The sequence below is a fragment of the Brakhagea slesvicensis genome, from assembly GCF_052161625.1.
GTDB lineage: Bacteria > Planctomycetota > Planctomycetia > Pirellulales > Pirellulaceae > JBKCUI01.
This window is the reverse complement of sequence record NZ_CP197412.1, coordinates 4,871,649-4,891,870: the sequence shown is the minus strand read 5'-3', so window position 1 is coordinate 4,891,870 and position 20,222 is coordinate 4,871,649. Positions and strand designations below refer to the sequence as shown.

Sequence of the window (20,222 nt, the reverse complement as noted above, 5' to 3'; positions counted from 1 at the left end):
CAAAGTATTTGAACGGGCGAACTCTAGGGAACGTTAACATCGCGATTTCCCCACGAATCGAACGATCCATGACGCCATCTTCTCTAACGGGATGACACGATCGGCCAATTGCTCTTCGACAATGACCTTGGGCATTCCATACACCGAGCAGCCTTCAGGGTGCTGGGCAAAGACAGTGCCACCCATCTCTTTGACCCTTTTACACCCTGCGGTTCCATCGCGTCCCATGCCCGTTAATATCACTCCAAGCAAGTTTCCCCCGTAGAAATTGCACGCGGATCGAAGGGTGTAGTCGACCGCTGGTCGGCAATTGTGCTCGTGCGCTTCGCTCGATGTGCGAATGACTGGCTTTCCCATGACATTCTCAAGCCCCATGTGAAACCCTCCTGGTGCAACATAAACGTGATTGGGTTCTACACGCATTCCATCGACTGCCTCAAGGACAGGCAATGGACTTGCTTCGCTCAATCTCAAAGCCAGGGACTGCGTGTACTTGGGGGGCATATGCTGGACGACGAAAACGGGAACACCAAGATCGCTTGGCAATTTGGGAATCAACTCTCGCAATGCCATAGGTCCTCCTGTGGATGTACCGATCACCACTGCGTCGATTCGATTGGGCTGTTGTGTCGCATCACCCGAACTCGTAATCGCATCGCTTCCATCCTCCGTTTCGACAGATTCCCGCACTGGAGGAACGTCTGCGGCCAATGCTTTCGCTTTATCTCGAATTGCTACAGATGTGCTGCTACGACGGACCGGCATCGAAGTCCTTCGACTCTGCTGGAACGCCTCAATCTTCTCGGTGAGCAGAGTGCGAAGCTGCTGGCGGCTGGCGATCGCGTCCGAAGAATTCGGTTTGTGTATGAAATCAAAAGCGCCTGCCAGCAATGCATCGGTTGTAACTTGCGTTCCTTGTGCCGTTAAGCTACTCAGCATGATCGCTTTGACCGGCATGCGACGACGCCGAATCTCTTTTAAGAGCTCAAGTCCATTCATATCCGGCATTTGAACATCGAGAGTTAAAAGATCTGGTTGTAGATCGGGTATTTTCGCCAGGGCTTCGCGTCCTGTCTTCGCTTGGCCCACAATTTCGACATCCGCCAAACTTCGAAGTACGTTTTTCACGAGTTGCTGATAGAGACTCGAGTCATCGACAATCATGATTTTGGTTGTCATGGCTATCGTCCCTGCCTCTCGAATAAACTTGCCAGCTGCTTCTTGTCAACAGGTTTGATTAAGAAATCGACAGCTCCCAACCGGATACACTCGGACAATTTACTCTGTTGATTTACCGCGCTGATCATGCAGACGCGTGCGTTTGCATCGCCGATGCGAATCGACCGTAACGCTTCTACCCCGTCGACATCTGGCATGACGATGTCCATGGTGACGAGGTCGGGTCGGTGCAAACGATATAGCTCGATCGCTTGAATACCATCCGCTGCTTCGGCGGCAACCTCCCAACCTGCTTCGATGGCCGCTTCTCGAATGCGCATCCGCATGATCATGGCATCATCCACAATGAGTACTCGTTTTGTCATGTTTGCTGGCCCTTTCAAAACTGTACCGTCGATTTGCCAACAACATGAATTTGCGCGATCCCCGACTCTGCATCGACAACCATGCGCCGACCAAGACTCCCACCTAGATGTCTTCCCAGAACAGGTATTCGTTCCTTCGCCAACGACTCCTCGACAGCCAGAATATTCTGCTCTCCAATGGTCGCTGATGCACTAGAGGTTGCGTAGGAAAACATGTTTGCTCCTCCGGCTATCTTTGCTGTCAATGAAAGCTTGGAGCCACAAGCCATTTTGTTCATTCTTCGAATCATCTCTGGAATCGCAGTGTCTGCATACTTCCCTGGTAAGTCGTTGGTGCCCATCGAACAAGGCATGACGACATGGGCCAACCCAATCAACTTTAGTTTCTTATCGAACAATGCGATGCCCACACAAGATCCCAAAAGAGTCCTCAGCTTGCCTTGAGATTGCAGGACTCCGATCTCAGCCATCTTGATGAGTTTCCCTTCCGAATCCGGTACGTTGCTCAATTGGCAATCCTCGCATCCCCTTTGAAACTCACACCGTCAGGGAGGAGCAGTAGTTGCAAATCGGTTTCATCACTTTCTACTTCCCACTTGGTTTTGGCGATGATCAAACTTTCCAACGTGGAACCTTGGTTTACAAGAATGCTTTCCATAATGGCCCCCGCAAAATCACGAACAAATACCGGAGGTGCTGTTGGCATCCATACAGTATCGACGTCAGATGCGATCCACGAACCGGTGAATTCGACCGCCTGCCATGCGAGCGCCAGCGAATTCAATAATGAGCAACCGAGAATATTCGTCGTTTCCAACAACGCAGAAATCTCCAACTCACCCCACTCGACCGAGGCGTATTCTCGTTGAAATAGGATGTCGCTCAGTTTCAAACCGCTAGCATCATCAAAGGTGAGAGCTAACTGGCCTGAAAACCCTCCTGTAAACCGAAGGCAGCATGCGCATTGAACCTCATCGGCAGGGCCCAATGTCTCGATAGCACTCTCCAATTGGAACAGTTTCACCTGTTCCAAAACCACGGCAATGCGTCGATCCAACCACTTCGACAAAGCCGCCGAAGCATCCTGGAAGCCGCGTCGCAGAAATGGACTCAACAAGTCCAAATGTTCGGTGAGATTGGAATTCATGTATTCGCCATCGATCGCCGAAATGCTTTATCTCGAAGTCGTTGTCTAGCTAGTTCGACACACGAAGCAACATCGAGCAGCAGGCATACCGATCCATCCCCCAATATACTTGCACCAGCCAAACCTCGGATGGGAACAAAATTCTCCTCCAGCGATTTCACGACGATGTGCTGCGAACCCTTGAGCTCGCTTACCAGCAATCCCATCGATTTCGCTCCTGAGGTCAATATGAGAACACTTCTGCTGTCTCCGTTCGATTCAGCTTCCTCCGTGGAGTCTATCACATTCGGATCCCCCATTTCATGCCAATCGAAAATGTCGTCGATGCGAACGAGCGGGAGGAACTCCCCTCGAATCTCGATCGAGTCCCGTCCGTGTACGGTCACAATGTCCCTATCACGAATAGAAACGATCTCGCGGACATTCTCTATCGGGGCTGCAAAGGTCCCTTGTTGAAGCTGAAACAAGAGACTTCTTATGATCGCCAAAGTGAGAGGTAAACGAATGATAAACCTCGTCCCCTTGTTCAGCTCCGACGAGACCTCAATCGTTCCATTCAATTCATGGATTCGGGTTTTTACAATGTCCATCCCGACCCCGCGTCCCGATATGTCCGACACAACATCGGCGGTGCTGAAACCGGGAGACCAAATGAACTGCGCGATTTCGTGTTCGGACATGCTCTCGGCTTCCAGTGCCGTAAGAAGCCCTCGCTCCATTGCGCGCCGTTTCACCTTGTCCGTATTGATTCCCCCCCCATCATCCGAAATCGTGATTTGAACTTGATTGCCGCTGTGTGCTGCCTCCAAGATCAATGTACCAGCCTCTGGTTTTGATCGTTCAATCCGCACGGACTCGGACTCCAATCCATGGTCGATCGCATTTCGTACCAAGTGAACGAGAGGGTCACCCAACTCATCGATCATTCGTTTATCAAGTTCGGTCTTTTCACCTCGGATCACAAAATGGACTTTCTTACCGAGCTCCGAGGAGATGTCCCGAACGGTCCGCTTGAATCGGCTGAATAGAGGTCCTATCGGAACCATACGAGTATCGAGCACACCTCGCTGCAAGCCGTCCGAGATTTGCGAGAACTGATCGATGGCCTCTTTCATTTGCATGAAACTGCGACGACCTTGCTCAAGCGTTTGCAGCTGGTCTTCGATCGCAGATACAATCGACGGTACCTTCCTTTGCCGCTCGACAAGATCCGGATCGAGCGAAGAATCGTCGCTGTCTGCACATCCGCCAGCCTCAACTGTCGCTTGTGTCGACATGGGAGAGTGTCGCAACAGATCGCACAAGTCTCGCAACTGAGAAAGGAGCCCTGACTTTTTGAACGTCTCATTCATCTGTGAAGCCAGCTGAACGAGACGAGCACGATTGACGACGAGTTCCCCTGCTAGGTTCATGAGTCGGTCGAGACGTTGGATGTCCACTCGAAGCGTTTCCGTCCCCTTCATGGACACTTCCCTCGCCCCGTCGACAGTCGGCCGCTGCTCCAATGATTCGCTTGAATCCCCCACATTCGAAACGACGGGAGGCTCGGCAATTTGCTTTTCTTGAAGCAACTGCAAAGAGTCGTGTTGCTGGAAATCCGTCGACTCCTCGGAAACTGTATCCACAGGATCCAATTCAATGAAATCGACTCCGACGATATCCACGGCCGATTGCAATACATCATCCTCTTGGGTCGATGCCAACCAGACCTGCAAGGTTCTCAATTCAGTGACAGCACCCAATTCATCGATATCTGGACTAGAGCGATGAATGACCGCCACATCGCTTAGCCTTGCCAAAATCAACTCGGCTTTGAGCTCTGGAAGCTCAATCGACTGATCGAAGTAAATCGTGAGCCGCCTGAATCGTCTGTCCTGCAATGGATCGGAAGGCGAGACGACGACTGGTTCGTCCTCCGCTGATTCATCCACCGCGACGGACGCATCTGGCCGAACCGTCGATACCTTTGACTCCGGAAGAGGCGACGCAGAATCGAAGCCCGCAAGCTGTTCGATGAGCTCCGGATTGCTGACGAGTGGGCGCCCTTCTCGAACCATCTCGACTGCATTGCGAAGAAAGTCGACGCACTTCAAAATCAAATTCATCAGTGTCTTATCGAGCTTCCGCAATCCCGACCGAAGATTCTCAAAATGATTCTCAAGGTGATGCGTTAGCAAGGTGATGCTATCGAGCCCCATCATGGCTGAAGCACCTTTGATCGAGTGAACCAATCGGAACGATTCGGTAAGCTGCTCCGTGCTCTCCGGTTCACTCTCCAGAACCAACAATACCTCTACCAAACTATCGAGCTGCTCGGACGTCTCATCCACGAACATCTGGATGTATTCAGCCATTTCATCGGCCGGCATACCTGTAGAGAAATTAAAGTCGTCACTCACGATGGGATCAGCTCATTGCTTTTGATAGAGAAAAGTGTTTCGCTTTTGGAGCATTCCGAGCATGTCGTATATCCCCTCGGATGGACCTACGACCAAGTAACCTCCGCTTACGAGCGATCGAACGAGGTTTTCAATCACCTTTGCTTTAGAAACCCGATCAAAGTAAATCAAGACGTTGCGAATCCAGATGCAATCGAATGGCTTCTCCGGAAAGGGTTCCATTAAATTATGATTCGAGAACGACACCATCCGAGCAATCGCGGGACGCAATCGATAATGGTTGGGAGATTCTTCTGAGAAGTACTTCGATATTCGATTGGAATCGAGTTCCTGCATAGTTCGTTTGGTATAGAGAGCATCGCGAGCCCGTTTGAGCGAGGCTTCGCTGATATCCGTACCGACGATTTGCACATCCCACTCTCGAACCATTCTGCTCTCTTCGCTTAAGCACATGGCGATGGAGTACGGTTCTTCGCCGGAGCTACAGGCAGCGGACCAAATGCGAAGTGCTGGCGATCTCTTCCCTTCGCTCTTTTCCTTCAACAGCTGAGGCAGATACTCACTCTTCAACCATTCAAAGTTGCTAGCGGTCCGGAAAAAGGAGGTTTCGTTCGTCGTGATGGCATCAAAAAAATCAACCAATTCCGACTTGCCGGCTTTGGATCGAAGGAAGCGGTAGTAAGCATCGAAATCCTCGCAATTCGATGGCTGCAAACGACGGCGTATTCGATTGCTTACCAAGGTGATCTTCGATAGGTCAATTTTGATGCCGCATCGGCTATAGATGAACTTCTGAAACAACTCGAATTGTTGAGGCGTAAGTCGTTCCAATTCATTCATGGCTAATGCCTGGGATGCTAAATGCGAAACTTCGCGATCAAGTCTCTCAAACTCTGAGCTTGAGCACCCAATTGCTCAGCACTGGCGGCCATCTCTTCTGAAGCTGCTGCATTGGACTCGGTCGTTTCCGATACACTGCGAATGGCAATCTTCACTTCCTGAGCATTGGCTGCCAGCGCCTCGGTGGATGACGCAATCTGGCCGATACCGTCCGCGGTGTCATCGACGGACTTCAAGATTTTATTCAATGACTCGCCTACTTTCTGCGAGAGGCTAGCCCCTTCTTCGACCCGTCTCGATGATTCCTTGATCAGTTTTGTGATCTCTTTCGCGGCTTCACTGGATCGCTCTGCCAATTTTCGAACTTCGTCGGCGACCACGGCAAACCCGAGGCCATGCTCGCCAGCACGTGCCGCTTCGATCGCGGCATTGAGCGCGAGCAGATTGGTTTGACTCGCAATCTCGCTCATCACTTGGATGATCTCGTTGATCTGTTCACTGGATTTTTGAATTAACTTCATGGCGTTGACCGCCTCATCGACTGTGACGCCACTCCCTTTTGCTAGCTTGGATGTCTCTGTAGCCTTCGTTGTTGCAGTGTTCGCGTTTTTTGAAATGATCTCAATCGCTTCGATGATTTGTTCGACGCTGGCCGTCATCTCTTCCACCGAAGCAGCTTGGGATTGAGCCCCATCGCTCAAATTCACGCTGCTTTCTGCGATCGTTCTTGCTCCTTCGTTTTGTTGTTGTGCTGCTGCCATCACCTCGCCGATGATCGATCGAAGATCGCAAATCATTTTGCTGAGGCTGCTTCCTAGTCGGCCCATGTCATCGCTGCCGCCGACGGTTACTTTCTGGGTCAAGTCCCCCTTGGATGCCGCATCGACTGCGATGGAAAGTTCGTTCACTTTTTCCTCAAGGATACGCTTTTCTTCCGATTGGGACGCTTGAACAGCTTCCTCCCTCTCTTTAGATCTGAACTCTCGAAGAGCGTCCGACGTGACATCGGCGGCTAGCTTGACAACTTTCGTCGTGATTCCATTTCCGTCAATGACGGGACTGTAAGCGGCTTGCAGGAATACTTCCTTTCCTCCCTTCCCATATCGCTTGAATCTTCCAACCTTGGGAACGCCCTGGCCAAGCTCGAACCAGAAATCCCGATAGGCCGACGTCGTTCGAAATTCGGGATCGACAAACAAGCTGTGATGACGCCCCTTGACCTCATCGAGGCTATAACCGATGGTCTGAAGAAAATTGTCATTCGCCCAGAGAATGGTCCCATCAACCGTGAACTCGATCATCGCCATGGAGCGACTAAACGCATCGAACATGTCGCTCTTCGAAGCTTGAGCGTTCGCAACGTTCGGTTTGGTAGAAGCAGTCTTTTTCACCGGCGTTCGACGAAGGCTTTTGGTTTTGGATTTGTTGCTTTCAGCCATGGCAGGTTGACCAAACGAAGGAATGGGAAAATTGGGGTTCAAATCGATGATCGAGCGAACGACTTCACTCAGTCAGGGGAATGTCGGGGTAATTCAGGAACCATCAGAGAACTCACTCGCTCCAGCTTCTGGGGATCGAGGAGTTCATTGACATCGAGAAGAACGATCAGCTGCTCACCGACGCGCGCGAAGCCAGAAATGTAACTGGAACCTTGCCCAGTGACCGTATCAGGCGCCATATGCACAGCATCGTGAGCGATCCGTATGACTTGGGTTACCGTGTCAACGGTACAACCGATAACTCGTTTACCGACGTTCACCACCATGGTGCGTGTATCAGCATCCGCCGGTTTGGGTACCAACCCAAACAATTTGCGAAGATTGATCACGGGAATGATGGAACCGCGGAGATTTGCAACCCCCTCCACATAGTCGGGAACTTGCGGCGTTCTGGTGACGTGACCGAGTATCACAATCTCCTGGATCTGACCGATCGGAAAGGCATACGTCTGATCCTCAATCCGGAACGCAACAAACTGAGATACGTCCCGCGTGATATTGTCGGAAACGACGTTTGTAGTCTTCAAGATAGGGGTACCAATAACAAATACCAAATCGCAGAAATCGTTCGAGGAATCGTTCTGCCCTAAGGATAGTCGGATCCGCGGAAGACTCAAGAAAACAACACGATAATCACGCTTAATCGGCCGAATAGGACCAAGTCCTCCGATACCGCAGCTCCGTAAGAAAAAGACGAGCTCTGCACGCCCCTCCTCCAAAAATGCCCCTGTTTTTCGCCAGATGGCACCCACCCATTGCTGCGGCTGTGATTCGCATTCTCGAAGGAGCAGGATTCCATCGCCACGCAGAATGTTCAGCGGTCGATCGACTTTTCAGTGAATGGTTCCCTATCTTCCTGCTGCGAAATCGATCACGACGACTGATCGGTGAACAGCGGCTTGAACCTTCCAACACATTCTTTACTCAATCTTGGGTTTTTAAGGCTTATCGTTCCAGGTTGGTCTGACTATTGCAACGAGATAACCCTGACAGGCTGATTGCTATCACGCCATACAATGCTTACACGATGAGGGAAACATGAAGATGCAGTTTTTGTCCAAGTACGTTGGGGCTCTCTTGATCGGGGGTGCATCCCTCACGAGCGTGACCCAAGCGTTCGAAATCGGACGAGGTCGGTTGTTCAACCGCAATGCTCGTATTGCAGGAAATGTGGCTGGAGTTCGTACACTGTCCAATGCGAGCGTTAGAACTTACTACCCAGGCAGTTCCTACGGCTCGCGCACTTACGTACAGCCCAACTCGATGGGATACATCTCCCCCAACGGATACGCCTATCCTTCTCAAACTGTTCAGTCTTACCGCATACCCTTGCAGTCATCGGACTATGCCGTTGCTGGTTCGACTGCTTATCAAGCAGGTCCTTCGTATGCTTATCAACAGGTAACAGGAAGCCAAGTGGTAACGGCCTCGTCAACGGGATGCGGATGCGGATCCGTGGTGCAAGCGTCGGAAATATCCTCCCCGCAATACCTTCAGCCGAATTCGCAAACGGACACGCGCTCCGAAGTAGACGGAAGGTCCAACACCCCAAATAGTGCAGTGCCGCCCAATACCGAAGTGAATGGGTCGGGTAGAGCTACTGTTCCACCACTACCCACCAATCCTGCACAAACGCAGCCACCAGCCTCCATTAACGGAAATGGCAGCTTCGACGGTAACACCCCTCTCGGTCGTGCATCGGGCGATGCCCAGATCAATAGCACGCCATTAGGCGGCTCAACAGAAGCAGCGACTTCCACTTCCGGGGCTGTTGGTGACGTACTCAAAGCAGATGGATCGTCTGGGGCAAAAGTTGGAGACGAGTAGTCCATCTCTAATCACGGCCAGTTTTTTATTTCAAATGAAAAGGGTGAATCATGAAAAAGTTTTTAACCGTTCCGATGATTCTGGTTGCTTCGTCGGCTGCGATGGCTCAAGAGAAAGAATTGACGCCTAGCAAACCATCAAACACGATCCAAGCTCCACGAAACGCAGAAACACAACGCAACATGCTGATGCCGACGAGCAAGCTAATCGGCGCGACACTGAAAGACAAAAACGGCGACGACTGCGGGACCGTTTCCTCGTTTGTCTTCAACAAGCAAGGCGAAGCCATGTTTGTGATCGTCGGTAAGGGCGGAGTACTCGGGATCGGCGAAGAAGAGGTCGCTGTTCCTTGGGCCGCCTTCAGCTGTGAATGCAAGATGGAAGGCGATGAAATGACATGTCATCCAAAGGTCGCAATGGACGGCAAAGCACTCATGAACGCGAAGCGATTGCGAGCGCGCCAGTACACGGAGTTAACCGACGCTCAGTGGGTCGCAGAGAATGCAAAATTTTACAATGTTGCGGCTTCCGTTGTGCCGGTTAAGGATGGCATTTGCACTTCGCATTTCATCAATGCAACAGTGAGATCGAGCGACAATCTGGACGCAGGAGTTCTCGATGAGTTTATGATCGAGCAACGAACTGGGAAGGTACCTGCGGTAGTCATTGGAACCGGTGGTGTCGCAGGTGTCGGTAAGAACTTCGTAGCTCTGCCATTCGCGAAGCTTTCGTTCGGGATGGACAAAGAGAAAGCCACGGTTCGCGCCAACATGACGAATTCTGCGATCGAGGGTGCTCAGAAGGTCACAGCGGACGAATATCCCGAACTGCGGTTGTCGAGCGTTATCAACAAGTTGAACACCGAACTTAAAGATCGCTAGGCCTGTACTGTTGCAGAAGCTTGCTGAGAGGTGGTACGCGCCTTTCGAGAGAATTGAAACGGCACCTGAGAAGCTTGCTCATTTCTAGCACAATGAGCATCCTTCGAGGGTGCCTTTTCTCGTTAAGAAGGTGGAAGACACTCTATGTATCCGACTTAATTTTCGTCTTGAGACAGCAGGAACACTAATCTCCACTCATTCACACTTATCAAAAACCGCGACAATCTTGTTGCTATTCCTTATTAGTGGTGATTAGCGACGATTAGTGTTCTGCTCCCATCCAATCCCAGGAATGGATTGGTCGCGAAGCCATAGATTATCGATCCCATGTTCGGTAGCAAGCGAGGAAAGCATGGATCGGCCGAGGCCGGTTGATCGAGACGTTGGGTGCATCCGCTGGTTATCTCATTCCTACTCTGAACCGACAGCTTCGAGTATGGTTCGATCCCTGAGAACGGTCAGGAAGATGACGAGCAAATTGTACGAGTGAGAGAGTGCCTCCCACGCAAGCTAGATCTAAGCAGATCATGTCGTTGATGGCACATCCACTATGCGGAAACGCCAGAGATACGTCAAACGGTCAGATCACGAACATGGATATTGCTAGAATGTAATGTTCAGCGTCTTGAGACAGCAGGAACACTAATCTCCACTCATTCACACTAATCAAAAACCGCGACAACCTTGTTGCTATTCCTTATTAGTGGTGATTAGTGACGATTAGTGTTCTGCTCCCATCCAATCCCAGGAATGGATTGGTCGCGAAGCCATAGATTATCGATCCCATGTTCGATAGCAAGCAAGGAAAGCATGGATCGGCCGAGGCCGGTTGATCGAGACGTTGGGTGCATCCGCTGGTTATCTCATTCCTGCTCTGAAGCGACAGGCTCGAGTCTGGTTCGATCCCTGAGAGCGGTCAGGAAGATGACGAGCAAATTGTACGAGTGAGAGAGTGCCTCCCACGCAAACTAGATCTAAGCAGATCATGTCGTTGATGGCACATCCACTATGCGGAAACGGCAGAGATGAGTCAAACGGTCAGATCACGAACATGGATATTGCTAGAATGTAATGTTCAGCATCTTGAGACAGCAGGAACACTAATCTCCACTCATTCACACTAATCAAAAACCGCGACAACCTTGTTGCTATTCCTCATTAGTGGTGATTAGTGACGATTAGTGTTCTGCTCCCATTCAATCCCAGGAATGGATGGGTCGCGAAGCCATAGATTATCGATCCCATGTTCGATAGCAAGCAAGGAAAGCATGGATCGGCCGAGGCCGGTTGATCGAGACGTTGGGTGCATCCGCTGGTTATCTCATTCCTGCTCTGAAGCGACAGGCTCGAGTCTGGTTCGATCCCTGAGAGCGGTCAGGAAGATGACGAGCAAATTGTACGAGTGAGAGAGTGCCTCCCACGCAAACTAGATCTAAGCAGATCATGTCGTTGATGGCACCTCCACTATGCGGAAACGGCAGAGATACGTCAAACGGTCAGATCACGAACATGGATATTGCTAGAATGTAATGTTCAGCATCTTGAGACAGCAGGAACACTAATCTCCACTCATTCACACTAATCAAAAACCGCGACATTCTTGTTGCTATTCCTCATTAGAGGTGATTAGTGACGATTAGTGTTCTGCTCCCATCCAATCCCAGGAATGGATTGGTCGCGAAGCCATAGATTATCGATCCCATGTTCGGTAGCAAGCGAGGAAAGCATGGATCGGCCGAGGCCGGTTGATCGAGACGTTGGGTGCATCCGCTGGTTATCTCATTCCTGCTCTGAACCGACAGGCTCGAGTCTGGTTCGATCCCTGAGAACGGTCTGCAACCATGGGGATTCGAAACTACCTCCTGCGGCAAACCCGTTCAGACGAGCTCTCGTCTCTCCCAGTCCAAGATGTAGTGATGCGGAGCAAGGTTCTGCATTATCAGATCAAAACGATTGTAGGATCTGTACGTTTGACTGCAGCCGGACTGTAGCGAACTTCTGTGAAAATCGAGTATCCTCGATTGATCTCGAGTCAATTTCTTTGCGGCAATGTCCGATGGATGGAATTGCAAGCATTCACAGAAAGTGAGAATGCTTTGGTTGTAGTTGAGATTTTGAAGTGCAAGGAACAAAGATGAACACGCCCAATCTTCGTATCCTCAGTGCTCATTAGCTCATCAAGAAAATCGAATGTCGCATTAACTTAGTTTGTACGTCCACCGATTGGGAGTAACGGGCATTCTCATCACATACACCTGCTTATGAGCGAGGATTCTCTTGATTCACAATACACTCGATCGGGTCATTAAATCCATCGCGTCGACGACGCGATATCCTGTTCAATTGCTTACCGCAGATGCCGACCTTGAGAACGATCTGGGGATTGATTCGGTCAAGCGACTTGAAATTGTCTTGGACTTAAGCGATGAGTTTCAAATGAGATTGGATCGCGAACCTCGCGATTCCTCCATTCGTACCATCCAAGATGTTGCCAATTGGATAGATCAACTTCTCTATCAACAGACCCCTGGTTTGTCCAGGCGGATCGATCCAATGTCGGAATCGATTCCTAGGCCTTTGGGATCACAGAGTACGAATCTCCGTCTGAGTACCGTTGAGTCCAATGACCATATCAATCCACTGCAGTCTAACACTGTCAAGATGAGGCATCCCGTCCATGCGCCCATGTCGGATACGGTCAGTACCTCTCCGAACGGTCGGTATCATCAGAATGGGTACGCCTCGATATCTCGTTTGGAACCCGAACATTTGGGAACGTCAAACGGTAAGTTGGGACAAAAGGCGGGGCGACCTCTTCAAGGGAAAGTCGCATTGGTAACTGGATCAGGGCATGGAGTTGGACAAACCACAGCTCGATTGCTCGCATCGCGTGGAGCAACCGTTATTGTCAATTCTTTCCATTCGAGAGAAATGGGGGAACGAACGACCTCTGAGATCAATGCGAGTGGCGATTCTGCCATTCATTTGTGGGGCTCGGTTGCCAATCCTGCCCATGTCGACCAGATATTTCAGCAGATACAAACTCAAATTGGTCGACTGGATATTTTGGTTTGCAATGCCTCGGACGGTCGTATTGGCTCCGTCATGGAAGTCGACCACGAGGATTGGGATCGAGCCTTTCGCACGAATGTGATCGGGCATCACCGATGTGCAGTGCGCGCTGCCTCCTTGATGCGAACCCACGGTGGAGGATCCATTGTGACAATGTCGGCAGTTGGCTCCCATGGCTATATCGAAGGGCTTGGGACGCAGGGCGTTGTGAAAGCAGCCGTTGAGACAATGACTCGGTATTTAGCATGTGAACTCGGACAATTTGGAATTCGCGTCAACTGTATCGTGGGTGGGCCTGTCTATGGCGAATTGCTCTCCAAGTTCGCCAATTCCCAGTCGGCGCAACATCATTGGGAATCGATGACGCCCGATGGAACGCTGTGTAGTTCTACCGATCTGGCAAACGCCATTGGCTTCTTGGTGAGCAACGAAGCGACTGGTGTGAACGGCGCCATCTGGAACGTTGATCATGGGTTCTCGGCAACCGCCGACGGCAGACCTCTTCGATATTCGACTACAACGCAGTTGGTTTAGATTACCTGTGATGCTCGTGCAGTACCCGCAAAAGTGAATGCGATGACCGCCTATTTCGCAATTGATTACACGATTCATTTCGACGATACGATGGCTTACGGCGGTCATCACTTCCTGACAGCCTTCAAACTGCAATGTGCGTCAAGGGAAGCGTTCCTCTTCGGTGAACTCATCTTTGACCAGGCCGGAGTCAAGGAGGCGTTGGACGAAGTCCATTTGCTTACTTCAGACGCGTATGCCCGGAACCTCCAATCGATGCATCTGGGTGATCGGGTTGTCATCCTTTTGTCGTTGGAAGAATGGGGACGTGCGAGTGCACGGTTCTGTTATCGGGTTCTCAACCAACGCGGAGAACCAGTGTGTGCCGGTTTTCAAACGCTCATATGTGCGGACGCTGAATCGGGTGAGCCGAGGATGTTGCCCAACGCGCTGAATGACGCGATGAATCGATTGAGAGAGATTGAAGAGTGTCGTTCTAATGATTCGTTTCGAAATATCTTGTTGGCGGGTGGTCAAGGGCTGAACGAATTGTTTAGCGAGCACGAACGAGAAATCGCCGTCGGGTTCCTTTCCGATCGCTATCCTCGTCCCGCCATCATCCGAACACCACAACGCGATGACGGGACGCACGACTCGCCGGTGAAAAAAGATGTCTTAAGTGTTTCGGAAAGCATCTCGCCTCCAGCCAATACCGCTGGATCATCCGTTGCGCTGAACACCACATCTCGTGTTGCGTCTCCAAAAACCCCCTCGAGTTCGGAAGCGTGGGTTTTTGCAGGCCAAGGCTCATTCGACGAGAAACTTTTTTGTCAACGTCTTCGACTTCATCAACAATTGGATGGATACCAAGCCGACGATTTGACAGACAGCGAACGAATTGCCGGTGAGTATTTTGGTGAGAATGCTCGCGATTTATTCTCAGCTGAACCGGCGCGCGTTCGGACCGCGATGGAATCGAAACCTGGGCTATCACAGGTTGCGATTCTCCTGCAAAACGTACTCGGTGCTCGATTATTGAGACATCGGGATGATGGCCCAGCGCTTCTGATGGGACATAGCTTCGGAGAGATTGCCGCTTGCCAGTTAGCAGGTTGGTTTGACTTGCCGACAGCAGTTCGCATCGTCTGTCTGCGCGATCAAGCGATCGCACGTTTCGCTCCTGCTCATTGCGGCATGCTCGCCGTGTCCGCGCAGCGCCATGACGTATGTGCTGAGACAATCGGCGCTTTTCCTAAAGTTTGCATCGCAGGTCGCAACCATGACACGCAAACTATTGTGTCTGGACCACTTGAACAGCTTGATCGCCTCCGCGACCGGCTCGAACAGTTGGGTATACAGACTACGCGAATTCAAACACCGACTTCATTTCACCATCCAGACCTCCGTGAGGCGGCTCGACATTGGTACAAGTCTATCGCCCAATGCTCACTGCAGGCTCCGAGCAGGAAAGTGTATTCGCCAATCGGTCGGCGATTCATCAATCAGGGCGACGATCTAGCAGGGACGCTTGCGAGCCAGCTCCTGAGGCCGTTTGATATTCAAGGCGCGCTTTTCGATGTAGCTTCGATGGGAATTTCAAAGGTGGTGGATTGTGGGTCGACCGGATCGCTCGCAAATCTGCTGCGAAAGGGGTGTCCTGACGGGGTCAACGTCATCTGTGCAGCCTCTCTGAATCAAAAAATCGAAGCTGCGTCTTTAAAGAACAAGTTAGACTCGCGGCCAAAACAACTTGCGGAAGAATCGAACACGACAGCGGTAACATTAGCCAGTCCACGTACGGCATCACCGGCGACGTCGAACGCTCAGACGGTGCTGAAGCTTCCAGCCGTTAGCACTGCAGAGCCTCCTCGAACAAGGCCCCAGACAGCCATCGTCGGTCGAGGGTGCATTCTGCCGGCCGGAGTCGTTTCTCCGGAGCAACTCTTCGAATCCGTTGTGCAGCAGCGCGTCGGCTTGATCGACCAAAGGACAAAAGATCCGTACTGGACGGAAGATTTCTACTCGGAAACGCTGGTCCCGGATCGATCGACTTCGCACTTATCGGGTCAGGTAAATGACTCTGACATGGAATGCCCGTCTGGGGTCGATCCAAAATTCTTTCATTCATTGACTCGAACTCAGAGGCTCTTTTGCATTGCACTAAATCCATGCCTGCCGGGATTGCGCGATGCGAGACGCATCGTCTGCCTAATCGGCGCGACTGCAGATGGCTTTGAAGACCAGGACGAAGCGACTTCCCTAGTTTTTGCTGGTATCGATCCACTCTCACTGGAAGTGGATCGATTGATGAATTCGGCGCGGTCTGGTTATCGAACTCCGCATCAAGCGATTCAGCATGTCTTAGATCACATGATCAAAATGGGGGTTCAACTAATTTTGGTCGATGCAGCGTGCGCATCGTCTCTTTATACAACCGCCATGGGGATGAAGTTTCTGGAAACCGATCGAGCAGATGCGGTCATCGTGGGCGGAATCTTCTGCCCCGGACCAGGTAATAGTTGTTTGTTTTCCCAATTTCGCGGCACAACTTCTACCGGTTGTCGTCCGTTTGATGCGAACGCAGATGGGGTAGTTTTTTCCGAAGGCTCGGCCATCCTCACATTAAGACGCGCAACCGATGCTTCGAACTTAGGCTTAGAGCCAGATGCAATCATCAGCGGTGCAGGACTGTCCAGCGACGGTCGCAGTTCATCCGCCAACGTGCCACAATCTCACGGCCAGATCCTGTCATTGCAGCGATGCTATCATGGCTATGAAATCGATCCGGCCACCATCGCGGGAATCGAGGGGCATGGAACTTCGACACCTGTCGGAGATTCAACCGAAATCGAGACCTTAAGGCAATTCTTCTCGCAGCATGCAAGTTCTCCAATCCAACTGCATAGTTTGAAAGGTTCGTTAGGGCACGCAGGTTGGGCTGCAGGGACAGCCTCGATTATTGCCGCTTCTGAATACCTTCGTCGCCAAACCTTTCCAGCCCAGGGATTTTTCCATCATCCTTCGACGGCTTTGGAGAATGCCAAAAACGTACTTGCCGTCAAGAGGTCGCCGACATTGCTAAGGGCAGATCAAAGGCGCATTGCGGTAGATGGATTTGGCTTTGGCGGAGCAAATGCCCATTTGGTGATCGAGAGGGCCGATCGCCAATCATTTGCTGCGGGAAGCACTTCCGCTGAGTCATCTAAGCCGGCGCAACCGGTATTGCGAGACCAAGACATCGTACTCATTGCGTTGCATGAGATTGAACCTACCATCCATTCGCAATACGGAGCCCGATTTGATCGTGCGGCGATCAAGCTGCCAAGGGACTTTATCGTTTTACCTGAGCTAGCTGACGACATGGACATCAGCCAGATTTTGACGGTTTTGTTAGTACATGAGATCATCAATAATCTTTCTGGATACTCCGCAAATCTTCGAAACGAGACGAGCGTTGTACTGGCAATGAACGGAAAGACGGAACGGGGAGTAGAGGCAACCACTCGAGTACTTAGTGAGCGACTCAAGCGACGACTTGCATCCGATGAACGCTTTGTCGAATCCATCGAACAAGCTTACAAAGGCTCGCGTCCGTCGAAAGCCTACACACTCCAATGCATGATGCCAAATGTGGCGTCAGGAAGAGCCGCCTTGTTGCATAACTTGCGAGGAGCCAATTTCGTTGTTGATGCGGGGGATCAATCGTTGGAGGCAGCACTGACCGCCGCTTCACTGCTCCTTTGCGACAATGACAGCGGTACACGGATTGCCATCGTAGCTTCTTTGTCAGCGTGCACTGAGGCCGACCCTCATCATCTAGGACACAGAAAAGGGGATGAGTACGCAGTTGCTTTTGCCTTGACAACCAAGGAGACTGCAGAGCAATTCGGCTGGAAACCGCTCATGGAACTACATCAAGTGTTCCAACAATTGAAAAACCCCTCGATCGATGATCGAAATGGGGCAGACGCGGCATCACAGCTTCGAACACTGGTGTCACAAATTCGAGGCGGTCAATCGAACGCAATTGATTCCGACCACACTCAGGTTGTCGCTCCTCAAACCGACGCCTCGAAAACGGATTCTTGCCCAATTCATTCTCCCATATGGGTTGAACGCCCCTACTCGGAACACGCGGTTTGCTCTCCCCGTTCATCACCCGAACGTCTGCCTGCGGCAATTTTCTTGCTCGGAGACGATGCTGACCTGACCCTCCAATTGCAGAGTGCCGCGTTGCAACGCTTCTCGCGAACTCGATTTATCTTGATCGGTGGTGATGCATCGCGCGCTGACTCGCAATTTTCCAATCGCGACGTGCATCGCGTCGAAACGCTAGATAAAACGGAACAATTTTTGGATCTGGTTCAGTCTTTCTCTGCAGATGTTATCATCGCAGTCGAACAGCCACGGACGAGTGATTTTCGCGAAGTGCTAAAGGACGTAGCCAGAGAGAACACGCCGCACGAAGCCCTCTTTCTGGCTGCAAGACAGGAGGTCGAACGACTGCACTCCGGCAAGGTCGAATTGTGGGGGCTTATTGTCGACGGCTGGTCCGGAGAAGCCCATCCAAGCAGCGGAGCAATTGCGGGACTTCTCAAATCGATTGGACGCGAGATCCCTCACGCTCGGATGGCGACGATCTGCACGCGAGGCCTGAGCGTCGAGCAATCCCTCGATGGCTTGCTCAATGAGAGGACACGCGGCGAACCAGAGATGGAAGTGGTTCTCGATCTGGATCGACGATTGGTCCGTCGCTTAACACCTGTTCAATACGTCGAGCCGCTGAAACCTGCCGTCTTCCTCGACTCTCAGAGCGTGGTGATCGCATCGGCGGGCGCGCGGGGTGTGACAGCCGTGATGCTTGAGGCTATTGTCCGCGACTTTGGTTGTACCGTCATTGCATTGGGACGAAGCCCTCTGGAAACGGGTCCGACCAACAACATGGACGAAGCGATCGAGAAAGAGTTTTATCGCCGTTACATGATCGATCATCCACAAGCCTCACCTATCACGATGCGGCGGGAATTCGAGTCGACCAGGGCAAAATGGGAAGCCGCCAGTAACATCGAATATTTGCGATCCATCGGCGGGAAGATTGAGTACCACATCGTCGACGTCACGAATGCAGAACAGGTCTCAGGCTTGATCTCGGATATCGCGAATCGATATGGACGCGTCGATTTGTTGATACATGGTGCAGGGGTTCAGATCTCAAAGAAACTTCAGCATCGAACTCTCTCTGAATTCCGAAAGACATATCAGGTCAAGGTGCGGGGCCTGCATCTGCTCGTCGATTCCTGTTTCGAACACTTTCAAAAGCGAGTCCATGTGCACGCGTTGACATCCGCGTACAGCGTTTTCGGCAATGATGGACAGCACGACTATGGTGCAGCCAATGAAACCATGGATCGTTTGTGTGCTGCGAGTCGGCAATCGAGCGGACATTGTTGGACAAGCTTGGCATGGCTCGCTTGGGATGGAATTGGTATGACGCGTGCTAGCGAATACCGCGCACTCGCAAAACAACGCAAGCTGTCAGGCATCGATCCTGCATTAGGACAAAGACACTTTCGAGCAGTCCTATCTGGGCGCACCGGCGTGGCAATCAATGTACCAATGTCACCAGCCGAACATATTCAATACAGCGTTCCCACCGTTCCCATTAGCGGAGACGGACTCTCGGGCAAATGGATAGAATTCCCCGTCGATCTTCGTAGGGTCGACTGCCTTCCGTTCCATAAAGTTCGAGACTACCCGACTCTTCCAGGTGCCTGGATTCTACATTACTTTGTCGAAGCCGCGTCCAAGCACTATTTAGAGTCCATCCGTTTAGAAGAAGCCTGCTTTCGACATGTCAAGTTTCATCGATTCGTAAGGTTTCAACACGGAAACAGTCCGAATTTGCGGGTGATGGCGCGAAGAATAGGCGAGTCGATCGACCTTTGGATGATCGCCGATCTAATTCATGCCTCAGGCCAACTGCTTTCCAAAGATGTCTGCTGCGCGAGTGCGAAACTCGTCTTTCGGTCATCGTCGCCTTCTATCAGAACTTTGTATGACCCCGGATGCAATACGCAAACCGCATCCTTGGATGACCCCTATTGTTCTATTAACTCAACCGTCACGCTATCTGGACCATTTCGGTGCCTGCGTGAGATATCGATGGGTCTTGAAAGTCGGCGCGCCATATTCGATCAAACGAATGCTGACCGTTGGCCTATGACCACTCCCGCCCTGGCTCTGGACGCTGCATGGCGAGTGGGAGCAATGTATACAAACAACTCCAAGAGCACTTTGTTTGTTCCCGTATATATCGAAGAAGTGATCCTCCCATTCGGCTCGGTCGATACGCATACACGATCCACGGATTGGACCATCGTGTCAACGCGACCCCACGTCGAAAGCGATGGTGCCCGCTGGTCTCGCACAGAGGTCTGCGATGAAAATGGGCTCGTTATGATCCTCGTCAAAAACGCATTTGCAAAGTCGATCGATTAATC

The 20,222-nt window shown here is 51.4% G+C and carries 12 protein-coding genes; 4 read left to right on the top strand and 8 right to left on the bottom strand.

Annotated elements, in window-relative coordinates; all coding sequences use genetic code 11:
- Positions 1-33: 33 nt before the first annotated feature.
- The 8 genes from SH467x_RS18690 to SH467x_RS18655 form a co-directional block, all read right to left on the bottom strand.
- Positions 34-1,179 (bottom strand): protein-glutamate methylesterase/protein-glutamine glutaminase, encoded by a 1,146-nt coding sequence (locus tag SH467x_RS18690; RefSeq protein WP_482368608.1) that lies wholly within the window; start codon positions 1,177-1,179, stop codon positions 34-36.
- 2 nt (positions 1,180-1,181) lie between these two features.
- Positions 1,182-1,544 (bottom strand): response regulator, encoded by a 363-nt coding sequence (locus tag SH467x_RS18685; protein WP_482368607.1) that lies wholly within the window; start codon positions 1,542-1,544, stop codon positions 1,182-1,184.
- Positions 1,545-1,558: 14 nt separating this feature from the next.
- Entirely contained in the window at positions 1,559-2,053 is a 495-nt protein-coding gene (locus tag SH467x_RS18680) for a chemotaxis protein CheD (protein WP_482368606.1), read from the bottom strand.
- A complete protein-coding gene (locus SH467x_RS18675; RefSeq protein WP_482368605.1) occupies positions 2,050-2,691 on the bottom strand; it encodes a hypothetical protein in 642 nt (213 codons plus the stop codon). The genes SH467x_RS18680 and SH467x_RS18675 overlap by 4 nt, the downstream gene beginning before the upstream one ends.
- Positions 2,688-5,090, bottom strand: coding sequence for a chemotaxis protein CheA (locus SH467x_RS18670; RefSeq protein ID WP_482368604.1), 2,403 nt, complete (start codon positions 5,088-5,090; stop codon positions 2,688-2,690). Before SH467x_RS18670 ends, SH467x_RS18675 begins: the two co-directional genes overlap by 4 nt.
- A 12-nt stretch (positions 5,091-5,102) precedes the next feature.
- Positions 5,103-5,930: a CheR family methyltransferase gene (locus tag SH467x_RS18665; RefSeq protein WP_482368603.1), complete on the bottom strand. Its 828-nt coding sequence runs from the start codon at positions 5,928-5,930 to the stop codon at positions 5,103-5,105.
- A 17-nt stretch (positions 5,931-5,947) separates the two neighbouring features.
- Positions 5,948-7,369, bottom strand: coding sequence for a methyl-accepting chemotaxis protein (locus tag SH467x_RS18660; protein WP_482368602.1), 1,422 nt, complete (start codon positions 7,367-7,369; stop codon positions 5,948-5,950).
- Positions 7,370-7,437: 68 nt separating this feature from the next.
- Positions 7,438-7,956, bottom strand: a complete 519-nt coding sequence (locus tag SH467x_RS18655; protein WP_482368601.1) for a chemotaxis protein CheW — start codon at positions 7,954-7,956, stop codon at positions 7,438-7,440.
- A gap of 511 nt (positions 7,957-8,467) precedes the next feature.
- Here SH467x_RS18655 and SH467x_RS18650 point away from each other — a divergent pair.
- The 4 genes from SH467x_RS18650 (at position 8,468) to SH467x_RS18635 (ending at position 20,220) form a co-directional block, all read left to right on the top strand.
- Complete coding sequence (locus SH467x_RS18650) at positions 8,468-9,256, top strand: hypothetical protein (RefSeq protein ID WP_482368600.1); 789 nt, start codon at positions 8,468-8,470, stop codon at positions 9,254-9,256.
- Positions 9,257-9,306: 50 nt separating this feature from the next.
- Complete coding sequence (locus SH467x_RS18645) at positions 9,307-10,137, top strand: PRC-barrel domain-containing protein (protein ID WP_482368599.1); 831 nt, start codon at positions 9,307-9,309, stop codon at positions 10,135-10,137.
- Positions 10,138-12,414: 2,277 nt separating this feature from the next.
- Positions 12,415-13,743, top strand: coding sequence for an SDR family oxidoreductase (locus SH467x_RS18640; protein WP_482368598.1), 1,329 nt, complete (start codon positions 12,415-12,417; stop codon positions 13,741-13,743).
- Between the two features lie 42 nt (positions 13,744-13,785).
- Positions 13,786-20,220, top strand: coding sequence for an SDR family NAD(P)-dependent oxidoreductase (locus SH467x_RS18635; protein WP_482368597.1), 6,435 nt, complete (start codon positions 13,786-13,788; stop codon positions 20,218-20,220).
- The last annotated feature ends 2 nt before the right edge of the window (positions 20,221-20,222 follow it).